Source organism: Alcanivorax sp. IL3, from assembly GCF_047495465.1.
Classification (GTDB): domain Bacteria; phylum Pseudomonadota; class Gammaproteobacteria; order Pseudomonadales; family Alcanivoracaceae; genus Alcanivorax; species Alcanivorax jadensis.
In genome coordinates, this window is the sequence record NZ_CP179931.1 from 1015608 (window position 1) to 1029745 (window position 14138).

Consider the following 14138-nt stretch of genomic DNA (forward strand, 5'->3'; position numbering starts at 1 on the left):
TGATTTGTCTGGAAATTCTTTTACGTTTGCCCAGGTGTCGACGCTTGACTTGGTGTTCCCAGTGGCCATAGAGTGTCTCAATGTGGTGAAAAGTGGGAAAAAGTGGGAATTTCTTGGCGGCCGGTGTCGCAAAGTGGGGTAAACAGAACCCCCGGGAAGGAACCGAATAATCGAGCATGAGGACGGCCAGTGTTTACTGGAAGCACATCACTCAATCTGGATGCCAAGGGGCGGCTCACCATGCCGACCCGTTATCGCGCTTCGTTGAACGAAGCCTGCGGCGGCCAGCTTGTGCTTACCCGTCACCCCTATGACGAATGCCTCGCGCTTTACCCACGTGATGAATTTATGGAAACCGCCGGCAAACTGTCCGCCCAGCGAGACTCCAGTCCGCAGGTGCGTCAGCTGAAGCGTCGCTTCCTCGGCCAGGCGGTGGAAATTGACATGGATAGCAATGGCCGGCTGCTGGTGCCGCCGGAATTGCGGGCGGCCATCGGCTTGGAGAAGCAGGCCATGCTGATCGGTCAGATGCACCGTTTTGAGATCTGGAAAGCAGAAAGCTGGTTGGAAGAGGACGGCACCCTGGACCCGGATGCATTGCCGGAAAGTGTGCAGGAGTTGTCCTTCTGATGACCGACAAGGGCGCGCAGTACGAACACCAGCCGGTGATGCTGGAAGAGGTACTGGATATGTGGTTCAGCCGTGGTGATGGCTTTTATGTGGATGGCACCTTTGGGCGAGGTGGCCACAGCCGTGCACTGCTGGAAAAGCTGGACGCACAGGGGCGCCTTGCCGGTATCGATCGTGATCCCCAGGCCGTTGCCGCGGGTGAGCAGCTGGCATCGGAAGATGGCCGTTTCCAGATCGTGGCCAGCCGCTTTGACTGCCTGCCTGATGTGGTAGACCAGGTGGGTCGCCCCATTGATGGCCTGTTGCTGGATCTGGGTGTGTCGTCGCCGCAACTGGACGATGCCGGTCGTGGCTTCAGCTTTCTGCGTGATGGGCCGCTGGATATGCGCATGGACCCAACTCAGGGTGAAAGTGTTGCGCAGTGGTTGGCCCGGGCCGACGAGCAGGATATTGCCAATGTGCTGTATCGCTATGGCGATGAGCGCAAGTCGCGTCGGATTGCCCGGCGTATCTGCGAAGAGCGCAAGGAGCAGCCGATTACCCGCACCTTGCAGCTGGCCGATCTGATCGAGTCGGCCATTGGCCGCGGCGAGCCGGGCAAGCACCCGGCCACACGCAGTTTTCAGGCATTGCGAATACATATAAACGGGGAGCTGGATGCGCTGACCCAAGTGCTCGAACAGTCCCTGGAGACGCTCGCCATCGGCGGGCGTCTCGCCATTATCAGCTTCCATTCTCTGGAAGACCGGATCGTGAAGCTGTTTATTCGCGATCACTCCGGCCGGGCTCCCAAGGGGCGCGGTGGTTTGCCGTTGGGCGACGAAATGCCCCAGCGGCTGGAGCCGATTGGCAAGGCTATTCGTGCCAGCAAGGCCGAGCTGAAAGTGAATGTTCGCTCGCGCAGTGCGGTGTTGCGGGTAGCGGAGAAGGTGGCCTGATGAGCGTCCCCTGGCTGATCCGCACCCTGGTGATGCTGGTAGTGATCTCCGCGCTGGCGGTGAGTTACAGCGTCCATGAGGCGCGTCGACTCACCGACGAGAGCCAGAAATTGAAGCAGCAGCAAACTCGACTGGAGAGCCAGTGGAGTCAGCTGCTGTTGGAGCACAGCACCTGGGGCAGCTATGCCCGGGTAGAACGCTTGGCTCGCGAGAAGCTGGGCATGAAATTACCGAAAACCGATGAGAGAGTGCTGATCCGGCCATGAAACGCCAGGCTCGCAAGACACGGCAACCCAATCACCAGATGCGCTGGCGCTTTGTGCTGGGCTTCTGGCTGGTGTGTGCCTGTGTCCTGGTGGTACGGGCGGTGGACCTGCAAGTGATCCAGCATGACTTTCTTGCCCATCAGGGGGATATCCGCAATTTGCGAGTGGAACCCCTGGCTGCACATCGGGGCGTGATTCGTGATCGTGATGGCCGTCCCCTGGCGGTCAGTACACCGGTGGTCACCCTCTGGGCCAATCCCCGTGAAGCCCTGGAAAACCAGGAGCAATGGGCGCGTCTGGCGGGCAATCCGGTGATCAGCCAGCAGGATTTCGCCAGCAAGGTGCGTCGTCACGAATCCCGTGAGTTTATCTATCTGGGTCGCGGTCTGGCGCCGGAAGCGGCCAAGGCCGTGCTGGATCTGAATGTTCCCGGTATCCATTCGCTGACCGAATACCGTCGTTACTATCCAGCCGGTGAAGTGACTAGCCACGTGGTGGGCTTTACCAATATTGACGATCAAGGCCAGGAAGGCGTTGAGCTGGATATGGAATCACACCTGTCTGGCAAATCCGGTCGCAAGAAGGTGGTTCGTGATCTGCTGGGTCGGGTAATTCAGGATATTGAAGTGCTGGAGCCGGCGGAGCCCGGTGAAGACGTAACGCTGAGTATTGACCTGCGTCTGCAGTACCTGGCTTACCGGGAGTTGCTCGGCGCCGTGCAGCAATTCAAGGCCAAGGGCGGCAGCGCAGTGGTGCTGGATGTGCGTACCGGTGAAGTGCTGGCCATGGTGAATCAGCCCGCCTACAACCCCAACAATCGCGGCAATCTGGATACCGGTGCCCTGCGCAACCGGGCAGTGACAGATCTGTTCGAGCCCGGCTCCACCATGAAGCCCTTTACCGTGGCGGCGGCCATGGAAATGGGCATGGTGACCCCGTCGACTACCATCAATACCCATCCCGGCACCCTGCGGGTTGGAAGCAAGACCATTCGTGACCATCGCGACTACGGGGTGATTGATATCACCACCGTGCTCACCAAGAGCTCCAACGTGGGCACCAGCAAACTGGCCCTGGCCATGGAGCCGCTGGCGCTGCCCAACTACCTGGAGCGTTTCGGTTTCGGGCAGGCCACTGCCATCGATTTTCCCGGTGAAAGCAACGGCATGCTGCCATTGCGTAGCCACTGGCGGGAAGTGGAGCGGGCGGCGCTTTCCTATGGTTACGGTTTGAGCGTGTCTGCGGTACAGCTGGCACAGGCGTATGCAGTCATCGCCAATGACGGCGTCAAAGTGCCGCTGACTCTGAAGAAGGTTGCCAGCCAGCCTGCTGGTGAGCAGGTGCTGGGCAAGCCGGTTGCCCGGCAACTGGTGCAGATGCTGGAAACCGTGGTCAGTCAGGTGGGGACCGCCAGCCGCGCCCAGGTGCCCGGTTACCAGGTGGCTGGCAAGACCGGCACCGTGCACAAGGTAGTTTCCGGCGGTTATGCAGATGACAGCTATATCGGTCTGTTTGCTGGCCTGGCTCCGGCCACCGATCCCCGTATCGTCACCGTGGTGGTTATCGACGACCCTCGCAGCGATGCCTACTACGGCGGTCTGGTTGCCGCTCCGGCCTTTTCCCGAATCATGGGCGGGGTGTTGCGGACATTGCATGTACCACCAGACAGACCCGAAGGGCTGCTGGCCGGCAGCCCGGATACGGAGGACCGCTCATGATGCGCCTCCAGCAACTGCTCCCCGAGCACAACCTGCCTGCCCAAGTGGCAGGTCTTACCATTTCCGGGCTTCAGCTCGACAGCCGCCGCCTGCAGCCCGGCGAGGTGTTTGTGGCTGTACCTGGCGTGGCCAGTGATGGCCGCCATTTTATCCCTCAGGCTATCAGTGCCGGTGCTGCCGTGGTGTTGGCAGAGGCGGAGACGTTCTCCGTGGATCTGCAGCAGCCGGTGCCCTGCGTGCATCTGCCGGGGCTGGCGGGGCAGGTGGGTGATCTGGCCGCGCGCTGGTTCGGTGAGCCGGCCAGCCGTCTGCACATTACCGGAGTCACCGGAACCAATGGCAAGACCAGCATTACCTGGTTCCTGCGCGATGCACTGAATGCGCTGGGTCACCGCTGTGCTCTGGTGGGGACCCTGGGGCTGGGATTGAAAGGGCACGAGCAGACCACCGGCCATACCACGCCAGACCCGATTACCCTGCAGGCCGGATTGGCGAACGTGCGTGATGCCGGTGCCGATACCGTGGCCATGGAAATTTCTTCCCATGCCCTGGATCAGAACCGCCTGGGCGGCACCCTGGTCATCACGGCGGTATTCAGCAATCTGAGCCGGGATCATCTGGATTATCACGGCGACATGGAATCCTACCTGGCTGCCAAGGCCATGCTGTTTACCCGCGACGGGGTGCAGCTGGCGGTGATCAATTGTGATGATCCGGCAGCACAAACCCTGATCGCCTGCCTGCCTGATGGGGTTCGTTGTGTCACCTTCGGCAGCCAGCAGGGTGCCACCGTGCGTTGCCAGTCCGTGCAATGCACCGCAGAAGGTATCGACGCGGAGCTGTTTGTGGGCGGCACAGTGGTGCCGTTGAGTCTGCCCCTGTTCGGTCGTTTCAATCTCAGCAATGTGATGGCCGTGGCGGCCATTCTGCATGGCCAGGGTGTGGCCGCTGAGGCGCTGGGTGGAGCATTGGCCGCCATTACTCCCGTACCGGGGCGTATGGAACCTGTGCAGGCCGATGGCTGTCCGACGGTGATCGTGGATTATGCCCACACCCCGGATGGCCTGGAAAAAGCCTTGCAGGCATGCCGGGATCACTTTGCCGGCCGCCTGTTCTGTGTGGTCGGCTGTGGCGGTAACCGAGATGAGGGCAAGCGCCCGCAGATGGCGGCAGTGGCGGAAAAGCTCGCCGATACCGTGGTGCTGACCAGCGATAACCCGCGCAGCGAAGACCCGCAAACCATTATTGATCAAATGCGTGCCGGTCTAACCGGGGCGCAAGCGGTCCACGAAAATGTGGATCGTGCCGAGGCGGTTCAGGAAACCGTCAACAGCGCCCAGGCCGGCGACGTGATTCTGCTGGCCGGCAAGGGCCATGAGGACTACCAGGAAATCGACGGCGTGCGTTACCCCAGTGATGACAGAGAACTTGCCCGCCAGGCGCTGGCCGCCCGGGGAGGTGTGTCATGATGTGGTTGTCGCAGATCGCCCAGTGGACCGGCGGCACCCTGATCGGGGAAGACCGCACAGTCAGTGCTGTGGTGACTGATACCCGTGACATGGCGCCGGGCTGCCTGTTTGTGGCGCTCAAGGGCGAGCGTTTTGACGCCCATGAGTTCCTCGCCAGGGCCGCCGAGAGTGGTGCTGTCGCCGCCCTGGTGGACCGTGAGCAAAGTGACTTTGCCAGCGCCGTGCAAGTAGACGATACCCGCCTGGGTCTGGGCCGCCTGGCCAGTGGTTATGCGGATCAGTTTACCAGCGAGCGCCTGGCGGTAACCGGTAACGCCGGCAAGACCACCGTCAAGGAGATGGCTGCCGCCATGCTGGGCGAGAGCACCCTGGCCACCCGTGGCAACTTCAATAATGACATCGGTGTGCCGCTGACGTTGTTGCGCTTGGCCGGCGAACACCGTTATGCGGTGATTGAGCTGGGCGCCAATGCCCCCGGTGAAATCGCCTGGACCAGTTCCCTGGCCAAGCCGCGAGTGGTGCTGGTGACCAATGTGACCGGCGCGCACCTGGAAGGTTTTGGTTCCATGCAGGGCATTGCCAACGCCAAGGCGGAAATCTTCGGCGGTTGTCAGGCCGGCGGTCAGGCGATTATCAACAACGATGACAGCTTTGCCGATTTCTTTGCTGGTGAGGCGGAAAAGGCTGGTCTTACCGTGATCCGTGTGGGCAGCCAGGCGCCCGCGGATCTGTACGCCGACACTATCCGGCTACATCAGGACCGGGTGGAATTTGTCCTTCAGCCGCTGTGCGAGACGGTGACAGTGCCGCTGCCCGGCGCCCATCAGGTCAGCAATGCCTTGCTGGCCTGCGCGGCTGTGCGCGCCCTGGGCGTAAACCTGGGCGAGGTGCTGCCGCGCCTGGCGCAACTCAAGCCGGTGCCAGGCCGCATGAATCTGCATGCGGTGGGTGATGGCGTGCTGGTGGATGACACCTACAACGCCAATCCGGGTTCCGTGCGTGTCGCCATCGACTGGCTGGCCGTGCAGCCCGCTCCGCAGATGCTGGTGCTGGGCGCCATGGGCGAGCTGGGTCCGCAGGCGCAGCAGCTGATCGAAGAGCTGGGTGGCTATGCCCGCCAGGCGGGGATCAGCGATCTGGTAGTGATGACCGGCGCCAGTGCGGCCGCCGAGGGCTTTGGTGAAGGTGCCAGGACGGCAGAGAACGATCAGCAGGCGGCAACCTGGAGTGCCCCGGTTCTGCAACAGGGTGGAACCGTGTTGGTGAAAGGTTCGCGCAGCGCCGGTATGGAAGCGGTGGTGCAGCGACTGATCCTGGGCGCAGGCCCTCACAAATCGAAACAGGGGGCACTCTGATGTTGCTATGGCTGGCTGAGCTTCTGGCAGAATTTCACAGCGGTTTCCTGGTGGTGCAGTACATCACCCTGCGCGGCATTCTCAGCGTGCTGACGGCCCTTTTTATCGCCTTCTGGGTGGGCCCGATCATGATCCGCAAACTGCAGGAAAAGCAGGTGGGCCAGGCCATTCGTGACGATGGCCCCAAGAGTCACCTGAGCAAGGCCGGCACCCCCACCATGGGTGGGGCGCTGATCCTGATTGCCATCGTCATTTCCACCCTGCTGTGGGCAGACCTCAGTAACCGCTTTATCTGGATCACCCTGGGTGTGCTGTTCGTGTTCGGCGCCGTGGGCTGGGTGGATGACTGGCGCAAGGTGGTGGAAAAAAATCCCCGCGGCCTGCCGGCCCGCTGGAAATACCTGTGGTTGTCCATCGGTGCTCTCGGCGCGGCCTTTGCCCTGTTCTTTACCGCCCAGAGCCCGGTGGAAACCCAGCTGATCGTGCCCTTCTTCAAGAATGTGGTCATCAACATGGGCTGGTTCTACATCGTGCTGACCTATTTCGTGATCAATGGAACCAGCAATGCAGTGAACCTGACCGATGGCCTGGATGGCCTGGCGATCATGCCGGCGGTATTGGTGGGCGGCGCCCTGGGTATCTTTGCCTATGCCGGTGGCCATGCGGAATTTGCCCCGTACCTGCAGATTCCCTATGTGGCCGGGGCTGGCGAGCTGGTGATTATTTCGGCTGCCCTGTGTGGCGCCGGCCTCGGCTTCCTGTGGTTCAACGCTTACCCGGCACAAGTGTTCATGGGCGATGTGGGCGCGTTGGGCCTGGGCGCGGTGCTGGGTGTGATGGCGGTGATCGTCCGCCAGGAGATTGTGCTGTTCATCATGGGCGGCGTGTTCGTGATGGAAACCGTTTCGGTGATGCTGCAGGTGGGTTCGTTCAAGCTCACCGGCCGCCGTGTGTTTCGCATGGCGCCGATTCATCACCACTTTGAACTGAAAGGATGGCCGGAGCCGAAGATCATCGTGCGCTTCTGGATCATCACCGTAATTCTGGTCCTGGTGGGTCTGGCGACCCTGAAAATCCGATAGGGGATTGAGTTAACTTTATGGCGAAAGACGGGTTTGATCTGGTAATTGGCCTGGGAGTATCCGGGCGTTCCGTGATCCGTTATCTGACGGACCAGGGGATGCCTGTGCGCGCCCTGGACACCCGTGCCGAACCCGCCGGCCTGGAAGCGCTGCGCGTCGAATTCCCCAACGTGAAAATCCATACCGGCGGTTTCAAGTCCGGTTGGATGAACAACGCCCGTCGCCTGATCGTCAGCCCCGGCGTGGCTGTAGCGACTCCGGCCATCGCCGAGCAAGTCGTCGCCGGCAAGGAAGTGATCGGTGATGTGGAGCTGTTCGCCCGCGCCGCCAGTGAGCCGCTGGTGGCAATTACCGGTTCCAACGCCAAGAGCACGGTGACCACACTGCTGGGGCAGGTGGCTGAAGCCTGCGGCATGAACCCGGGGATCGGCGGCAATTTGGGCGTGCCCGCTCTGGAGCTGCTGGACGATCAGGCCCGCCTGTACGCCCTGGAGCTTTCCAGTTTCCAGCTGGAAACCACCTACAGCCTGAGTGCGGAAGTGGCGACCATTCTCAATGTGTCCCAGGACCATCTTGATCGTTACGCCAGCTTTGCCGATTACGTGGCCGCCAAGCAGCGCATCTATGATGGCTGCCAGGTAGCGGTGTGGAACCGGGATGACCTGGCGACCCGCCCCCACGCCGGGGTGCCGCGTCAGATCAGTTTCGGTGCTCATCCGGAGGCGGATTACCGTTTGGACACGGAGAACGCCCAGTTACTGTGCCGTGGCGAGCGGCTGCTGGCCCTGTCCGAATTGGCGCTCACCGGTCATCACAACGCCATGAACATCCTTTCCGTGCTGGCCATCAGTGATGCCTTGTCCCTGAACCGTGACAAGGCGCTGGCCACGGTGAAAGCCTTTACCGGCCTGCCGCACCGCTGCCAACTGGTGGCTGAAGCGGGTGGCGTGCGTTGGTTCAATGATTCCAAGGCCACCAATGTGGGTGCCACCCTGGCGGCCCTGACCGGTATCGGAGAAACCATCGACGGCAAGGTGATCCTGATTGCCGGTGGCCAGGGCAAGGGCCAGGATTTCTCGCCGCTGACGGAGCCGGCGCGTCAGTATCTGCGTGCCGGCCTGCTGATGGGTGAAGATCGCAGCACCCTGGCTGAGGGTATGTCCGCAGCGCCCTGCGAACTGGTAGCGGACATGGAAGCGGCTGTGGCCCGGGCCCATGCACTGGCACAACCCGGTGATGCGGTCTTGCTGTCGCCGGCCTGTGCGTCTTTCGATATGTATTCCAGCTTTGTTGCCCGTGGTGATGACTTCTCCGCCCGGGCCAGGGAGGTGTGCCATGACTGAGCGCATGATCCTCAAGCTGGATAACCGGGGCCTGGACAAGACGCTGATGTGGACAGCGATTCTGTTGGCTCTGGCCGGCCTGGTGATGGTCTCGTCTGCGAGCCTGCAGATTGCCGAAACCCGGCTGGGCGACCCCTTCTATTATGCCCTGCGCCACGGCATCTATCTGTCGCTGGGGCTGGCTGCCGGGGCCTTTGTGTATTTCGCAGTGCCTTTGGCGTTGCTGGAGCGGTTGCGCTTCTTGATGTTGCCGGTGGCGTTGGTGGTACTGGTGATGGTGTTCATCCCCGGTCTGGGGCGCACGGTGAACGGCTCCACTCGCTGGATTGCGCTGCCCGGCCTGACCATTCAGGCCTCGGAAATCGTCAAACTCTGTTTCGTCCTTTACCTGGCAGGGTATATCGCCGAGCGCAAGGCAGCCCTGGAAACCGAGTGGAAGGCCTTTCTGCTGCCCCTGGCGTTGCTTGGCGTGCTGACCATCTTGCTGCTGCTGGAGCCGGATTTCGGTGCCGTGGTGGTACTGGGCATCACCGCCATGGGCATGTTGTTCCTGTCCGGTGTACCGACCCTGCGTTTCTTGCTGATTGGTCTGGCGGCGGTGGCACTGGGGGCCCTGGTGGCCTTTGCCGAACCCTATCGGGTGGCGCGGCTGATGACCTTTACCGATCCCTGGGCTGATCAGTTCGGCTCCGGCTATCAGTTGACCCAGAGCCTGATCGCTTTCGGCCGTGGCCACTGGGATGGCGTAGGCCTGGGCAACAGCGTGCAGAAGCTGTTCTACCTGCCGGAAGCTCATACCGATTTTGTTTACGCGGTGATGGCCGAAGAGCTGGGCCTGCTGGGGAATCTGGCGTTGATCAGCGGCTTTGTGCTGCTGGGCTGGCGCATCTTCCGCCTGGGTCACAGCCTGGAAACCCGCGGTCTGCTGTATCACGCCTATCTGGTTTATGGCTGCGCCTTCGTCTTGTGCTCCCAGGTCTTTATCAACCTGGGTGTAAACATGGGCCTGTTGCCCACCAAGGGGCTGACCTTGCCGTTTATCAGCTATGGCGGCTCTTCACTGCTGATCTTCTCCGCCATGGTGGGGCTGATCCTGCGCGCCGGCGCTGAAGCCGAGCAGCTGAAAGCGAGAGGGAGGGCGGCACGATGAGTGGCACCATCCTGATCATGGCAGGCGGTACCGGCGGGCATGTGTTCCCGGCACTGGCAGTGGCGGATCAATTGCGTGAGCGCGGTTTCCGGATCCTCTGGCTGGGCGCGGAAAACGGGATGGAAGGCAAGCTGGTGCGTCAGTACGGCTACGAGATTGCCGAACTGGCTGTATCCCGGCTGCGTGGTGGCGGACTCAAGCGCAAGCTCACCGCCCCATTCAATCTGCTGCGTGCGGTATTGCAGGCGCGCAGCCTGATCAGCCAGCGCCAGCCGCTGCTGGCGGTGGGCTTTGGCGGTTTTGCCAGTGGCCCCGGTGGCCTGGCCGCGCGGCTTTGCAAGGTACCGGTGGTGGTCCACGAACAGAACGCGGTGCCGGGGCTGACCAACCGGTTGTTGTCCAGCATGGCTACCGTGACCCTGGAAGGTTTTCAGGGCGCTTTCGGCAAGCAGGATGCCTGCTGGGTGGGCAATCCGGTACGCGCCGAGATTGCCAGCCTGGAAGAGCCGGCCCGACGTTATGCCCAGCACCAGGGCAGTCTGCGTGTGTTGGTACTGGGCGGCAGCCAGGGTGCGCTGATATTGAATCAGGATCTGCCGGAACTGCTGCTGGCGGTACTGGGCCAGGATATCCAGGTGCGTCACCAGTGTGGTGCCGGCCGTACCGGCGAAGCGGCGCCGATTTACCAGGCGCTGGGGCTGGACGCCCAGGTCAGTGAATTTATCGACGACATGGCGGAAGCCTACGGCTGGGCAGATCTGGTGATCTGTCGGGCCGGGGCCCTGACCGTGGCGGAAGTGGCTGCCGCTGGCGTGGCGGCCCTGTTCGTGCCGCTGCCTAGCGCGGTGGACGATCACCAGACATTGAATGCCCGCTGGCTGTCAGACCGGGGCGCGGCCCTGTTGCTGCCCCAGCGGGAGATGAGTGCCGCCAGCCTGGCGGGCACATTGAAACCGGTTGCAGAACGCGGGCTGCTGGCGCAAATGGCGCAGCGTGCCCGTGAGCAGGCCGTGGCCGACAGCGCCGAGCGCGCGGCCACGCTGTGTGAGGAGGTGGCCAATGGCCGATAACGACAACATCCATATCGTGCCCGAGATGCGGCGTATCAGCGGTATCCACTTTGTGGGTATCGGTGGCGTGGGCATGTGTGGCATCGCCGAGGTGCTGGCCAACCAGGGCTATGCCATCAGCGGTAGCGACATCAAGGAATCGGCGGTGGTAGAACGCCTGCGCGGCCTGGGTGTGCGGGTGGAAATCGGCCATCGGGCGGACAATATCGACGGCGCCGACGTGGTGGTGACCTCCACGGCGGTGACCACTGAGAACGAGGAAGTGGCGGAAGCCCATGCCCGCCGGATTCCGGTGGTACCGCGGGCCCAGATGCTGGCCGAGCTGATGCGCTTCCGTCACGGCATTGCGGTGGCCGGCACCCATGGCAAGACCACTACCACCTCCATGACGGCGGCGATCATGGCGGAAGCGGGCCTGGATCCCACCTTCGTGATTGGCGGGCGGCTGAACAGTGCCGGCACCAATGCACGCCTGGGGCAGAGCCGTTATCTGGTGGCGGAAGCGGATGAGTCCGATGCCAGCTTCCTGCACCTGCAGCCGATGAGTGCCATCGTGACCAATATCGAAGCGGACCACATGCACACCTATGGCGGGGATTTTGCCCAGCTGGAGAACACCTTTATCGAATTCCTGCACAACCTGCCGTTTTACGGTGTAGCAGTGATGTGCGTGGACGACCCGGTGGTGCGCAAGCTGCTGCCACGGGTCAATCGTCAGGTGATCCGTTACGGCTTCAGCGAGGATGCGGACCTGCGCGCCGAGGACGTGCAGCAGCAGGGTATGACGACATCCTTCCGGGTAATCCGCAAGGAAGGCGAGCCGCTGGATGTGGTGTTGCACATGCCGGGCAAGCACAACGTACTCAATGCCCTGGCGGCCATTGCCGTGGCCGCCGATGAAGGCGCCAGCGATGAGGCCATTATTCGCGGCCTGAACCACTTTACCGGAGTGGGCCGGCGCTTTGATGTACAGGGCGAATATCACTTTGAAGGCGGTAGCGCGACCCTGGTGGACGATTACGGTCACCATCCCAGCGAAGTGGCCGTCACCATCGATGCGATCCGTGCCGGTTGGCCGGGCCGTCGTCTGGCCATGCTGTTCCAGCCCCACCGCTATACCCGTACCCAGGACCTCTACGAGGACTTCGTGGACGTGCTGTCCGGGGTGGATGTGCTGTTGATGCTGGAGGTCTACGGCGCCGGTGAAGACCCGATTCCCGGTGCGGATGCCCGCGCCCTGTGCCGCAGCATTCGCAAGCGTGGCCGGGTGGAACCGGTATTCGTGGATGATCCGGCCAAGCTGGCAGAGATTCTGGCTACCCAGTTGCAGGACGGCGATCTCCTGGTAACTCAGGGCGCCGGGAATGTGGGTGCTATCGCCAAAGAACTGGCTGAGCAGGGAGGCGCCAAGCGTGGATAAGGTGCTGCTGAAGAAGCAACTGGCCAGCGTGGGCCGGGTAGCGGTACTGGCCGGCGGCAAATCCGCCGAGCGTCCCGTGTCACTGAAAAGTGGTGCGGCGGTTCATCAGGCCCTGCGCAATCTGGGGCTGATCGCCGAGCTGGTAGATCCGGCTTACAAGAGCGTGGATACCCTCAAGGGTTTCGATGTGGCCTTTATCGCCCTGCATGGCCGGGGCGGCGAAGACGGTGTGATTCAGGGGGTCCTGGAGCACCTGGGCATTCCTTATACCGGCTCCGGAGTGATGGCCTCGGCTATCGGCATGGACAAGGTGCGTACCAAACAACTTTGGAAAGGCGCCGGCTTGCCGACGCCGGCGTTTTATGTGGCCGGCCGCAATGATACCGACCTGGGCTTCCCGTTGATGATCAAGCCGGCCCATGAAGGCTCCTCAATCGGCATGGCCAAGGCGGATAACGCCGAGCAACTGGCCCAGGCGCTGAAAGAAGCGGAAAAATTCGATTCCGATGTGCTGGTGGAAGCCTGGGTCAACGGCCCGGAATACACCGTGGCCATCCTTGGCGACGAGCCGTTGCCGGCGATCCGCCTGAAGACACCGAATGCGTTTTATGACTTTGAAGCCAAGTACCAGTCCAACAGCACCGAGTACCTGTGCCCGGCCGGACTGGACGAGTCTGATGAGCAGGCCCTGCGCCAACTGGCCCTGACCGCTTTCCGGGTAGCTGGCTGCCACGGCTGGGGCCGGGTGGACGTGATGCGTGACGAGCAGGGCAACTGGCAGTTGCTGGAAGTGAACACGGTACCGGGAATGACCGATCACTCCCTGGTGCCCATGGCGGCCAAGGCCGCCGGGCGGGATTTCGACACCCTGGTGGGCGAAATCCTGCTGGATGCGCTGGAAAGAGGTGATGGCTAAGCAGGCCGCGACCCCGCGCGGGGCCCGCCGCAAGCCGGTGAAAAAAGCCGGCGTACCGCTCAATGAGCGGTTGGCAGCAGCGGTGCCCTGGATGCTGGTCGGCACCGTGGCGGCGGTGTTGCTGGTCGGTGTGATCTATCTGCCGGCAGCACTGGACGGCTATCCGGTGCGCAAGGTGGGTGTGGACGGTGTCACCGATGTGCGCCGTCAACAGCAGATCCAGACCGCCCTGGCGGCGCTGGTTCGCGACGAAAATTATTTTTCCGTGCCGCTGGAAGACATCTACCAGCAGGCACAGGGCCTGAGCTGGGTGGAGCGGGTTTCCGTTCGCCGGCAGTGGCCCGACACCGTGGTGTTGACCGTGGAAGAGCGGCGCCCGGTGGCGGTGTGGAATGACACCGTGCTGATTTCAGACAGCGGTGAGCCCTTCAAGGCGCTCAAGCAGTATGACCTGAGCGGCCTGCCGCGGCTGAGTGGACCGCAACAGCGGCTGGAAGAAGTGATGGGGTTCTATCACAGCATGGGCAAGATGCTGGCAGATGTGGACCTGGGGATTCGCAGTATGGAGGTCAACGCACGACTGACCGCGCGACTGACCCTGAACAACGATATGCAGCTGGTGGTAGACCGTGAAGCGTACACCAGCAAACTGCGCCGCTTTGTGCGGCTCTATCGCGGTGTGCTGAGCACGGACAGCCGCCGGGTAACCCGGGTCGACCTGCGCTATGCCGATGGCATGGCGGTGACCTGGGGCGAGCAAAGCTAGTTTTAGGAGAATGGA

Annotated in this window: 13 protein-coding genes; all 13 read left to right on the forward strand. The window is 62.2% G+C overall.

Annotation, left to right across the window (positions count from 1 at the left end; genetic code table 11):
* Window positions 1–189: 189 nt before the first annotated feature.
* The 13 genes from mraZ to ACMG4M_RS04900 are packed head-to-tail and all read left to right on the forward strand — an operon-like array spanning window position 190 to window position 14123.
* The gene (mraZ, locus tag ACMG4M_RS04840; RefSeq protein ID WP_035248027.1) at window positions 190–630 is read left to right on the forward strand and encodes a division/cell wall cluster transcriptional repressor MraZ; all 441 of its coding nucleotides are present in this window, start codon (window positions 190–192) and stop codon (window positions 628–630) included.
* Complete coding sequence (rsmH, locus tag ACMG4M_RS04845) at window positions 630–1568, forward strand: 16S rRNA (cytosine(1402)-N(4))-methyltransferase RsmH (RefSeq protein ID WP_272975465.1); 939 nt, start codon at window positions 630–632, stop codon at window positions 1566–1568. The genes mraZ and rsmH overlap by 1 nt, the downstream gene beginning before the upstream one ends.
* The gene (gene ftsL / locus ACMG4M_RS04850) at window positions 1568–1834 is read left to right on the forward strand and encodes a cell division protein FtsL (protein ID WP_035248025.1); all 267 of its coding nucleotides are present in this window, start codon (window positions 1568–1570) and stop codon (window positions 1832–1834) included. Before rsmH ends, ftsL begins: the two co-directional genes overlap by 1 nt.
* Complete coding sequence (locus ACMG4M_RS04855; RefSeq protein WP_035248023.1) at window positions 1831–3552, forward strand: peptidoglycan D,D-transpeptidase FtsI family protein; 1722 nt, start codon at window positions 1831–1833, stop codon at window positions 3550–3552. Before ftsL ends, ACMG4M_RS04855 begins: the two co-directional genes overlap by 4 nt.
* Window positions 3549–5021, forward strand: a complete 1473-nt coding sequence (locus ACMG4M_RS04860) for a UDP-N-acetylmuramoyl-L-alanyl-D-glutamate--2,6-diaminopimelate ligase (RefSeq protein ID WP_414430796.1) — start codon at window positions 3549–3551, stop codon at window positions 5019–5021. The genes ACMG4M_RS04855 and ACMG4M_RS04860 overlap by 4 nt, the downstream gene beginning before the upstream one ends.
* Window positions 5018–6376 carry a UDP-N-acetylmuramoyl-tripeptide--D-alanyl-D-alanine ligase gene (locus tag ACMG4M_RS04865; protein ID WP_414430797.1) on the forward strand — a complete coding sequence of 453 codons (1359 nt, stop codon included), beginning with the start codon at window positions 5018–5020 and terminating at the stop codon, window positions 6374–6376. The genes ACMG4M_RS04860 and ACMG4M_RS04865 overlap by 4 nt, the downstream gene beginning before the upstream one ends.
* On the forward strand, window positions 6376–7458 hold the full coding sequence (gene mraY, locus ACMG4M_RS04870) for a phospho-N-acetylmuramoyl-pentapeptide-transferase (RefSeq protein ID WP_035248018.1): 1083 nt from the start codon (window positions 6376–6378) through the stop codon (window positions 7456–7458). Before ACMG4M_RS04865 ends, mraY begins: the two co-directional genes overlap by 1 nt.
* Before the next feature lie 17 nt (window positions 7459–7475).
* Window positions 7476–8801 carry a UDP-N-acetylmuramoyl-L-alanine--D-glutamate ligase gene (gene murD, locus ACMG4M_RS04875; protein WP_272963349.1) on the forward strand — a complete coding sequence of 442 codons (1326 nt, stop codon included), beginning with the start codon at window positions 7476–7478 and terminating at the stop codon, window positions 8799–8801.
* A complete protein-coding gene (gene ftsW / locus ACMG4M_RS04880; protein ID WP_052042798.1) occupies window positions 8794–9951 on the forward strand; it encodes a putative lipid II flippase FtsW in 1158 nt (385 codons plus the stop codon). Before murD ends, ftsW begins: the two co-directional genes overlap by 8 nt.
* Window positions 9948–11021, forward strand: coding sequence for an undecaprenyldiphospho-muramoylpentapeptide beta-N-acetylglucosaminyltransferase (murG, locus tag ACMG4M_RS04885; protein WP_272963348.1), 1074 nt, complete (start codon window positions 9948–9950; stop codon window positions 11019–11021). Before ftsW ends, murG begins: the two co-directional genes overlap by 4 nt.
* Window positions 11011–12441, forward strand: coding sequence for a UDP-N-acetylmuramate--L-alanine ligase (gene murC / locus ACMG4M_RS04890; RefSeq protein WP_035248011.1), 1431 nt, complete (start codon window positions 11011–11013; stop codon window positions 12439–12441). The genes murG and murC overlap by 11 nt, the downstream gene beginning before the upstream one ends.
* Complete coding sequence (locus ACMG4M_RS04895; protein WP_035248009.1) at window positions 12434–13357, forward strand: D-alanine--D-alanine ligase; 924 nt, start codon at window positions 12434–12436, stop codon at window positions 13355–13357. Before murC ends, ACMG4M_RS04895 begins: the two co-directional genes overlap by 8 nt.
* The gene (locus ACMG4M_RS04900) at window positions 13350–14123 is read left to right on the forward strand and encodes a cell division protein FtsQ/DivIB (protein WP_035248007.1); all 774 of its coding nucleotides are present in this window, start codon (window positions 13350–13352) and stop codon (window positions 14121–14123) included. The genes ACMG4M_RS04895 and ACMG4M_RS04900 overlap by 8 nt, the downstream gene beginning before the upstream one ends.
* Window positions 14124–14138: the final 15 nt, after the last annotated feature.

What these genes read in the sequence shown, in the direction of transcription:
- ACMG4M_RS04860 (WP_414430796.1), top strand. Translation starts at nt 3,549, where the DNA reads ATGATGCGCCTCCAGCAACTGCTCCCCGAGCACAACCTGCCTGCCCAA.
- ftsL (WP_035248025.1), top strand. Translation starts at nt 1,568, where the DNA reads ATGAGCGTCCCCTGGCTGATCCGCACCCTGGTGATGCTGGTAGTGATC.
- ftsW (WP_052042798.1), top strand. Translation starts at nt 8,794, where the DNA reads ATGACTGAGCGCATGATCCTCAAGCTGGATAACCGGGGCCTGGACAAG.
- murG (WP_272963348.1), top strand. Translation starts at nt 9,948, where the DNA reads ATGAGTGGCACCATCCTGATCATGGCAGGCGGTACCGGCGGGCATGTG.
- mraY (WP_035248018.1), top strand. Translation starts at nt 6,376, where the DNA reads ATGTTGCTATGGCTGGCTGAGCTTCTGGCAGAATTTCACAGCGGTTTC.
- murD (WP_272963349.1), top strand. Translation starts at nt 7,476, where the DNA reads ATGGCGAAAGACGGGTTTGATCTGGTAATTGGCCTGGGAGTATCCGGG.
- murC (WP_035248011.1), top strand. Translation starts at nt 11,011, where the DNA reads ATGGCCGATAACGACAACATCCATATCGTGCCCGAGATGCGGCGTATC.
- rsmH (WP_272975465.1), top strand. Translation starts at nt 630, where the DNA reads ATGACCGACAAGGGCGCGCAGTACGAACACCAGCCGGTGATGCTGGAA.
- ACMG4M_RS04865 (WP_414430797.1), top strand. Translation starts at nt 5,018, where the DNA reads ATGATGTGGTTGTCGCAGATCGCCCAGTGGACCGGCGGCACCCTGATC.
- ACMG4M_RS04900 (WP_035248007.1), top strand. Translation starts at nt 13,350, where the DNA reads ATGGCTAAGCAGGCCGCGACCCCGCGCGGGGCCCGCCGCAAGCCGGTG.
- ACMG4M_RS04855 (WP_035248023.1), top strand. Translation starts at nt 1,831, where the DNA reads ATGAAACGCCAGGCTCGCAAGACACGGCAACCCAATCACCAGATGCGC.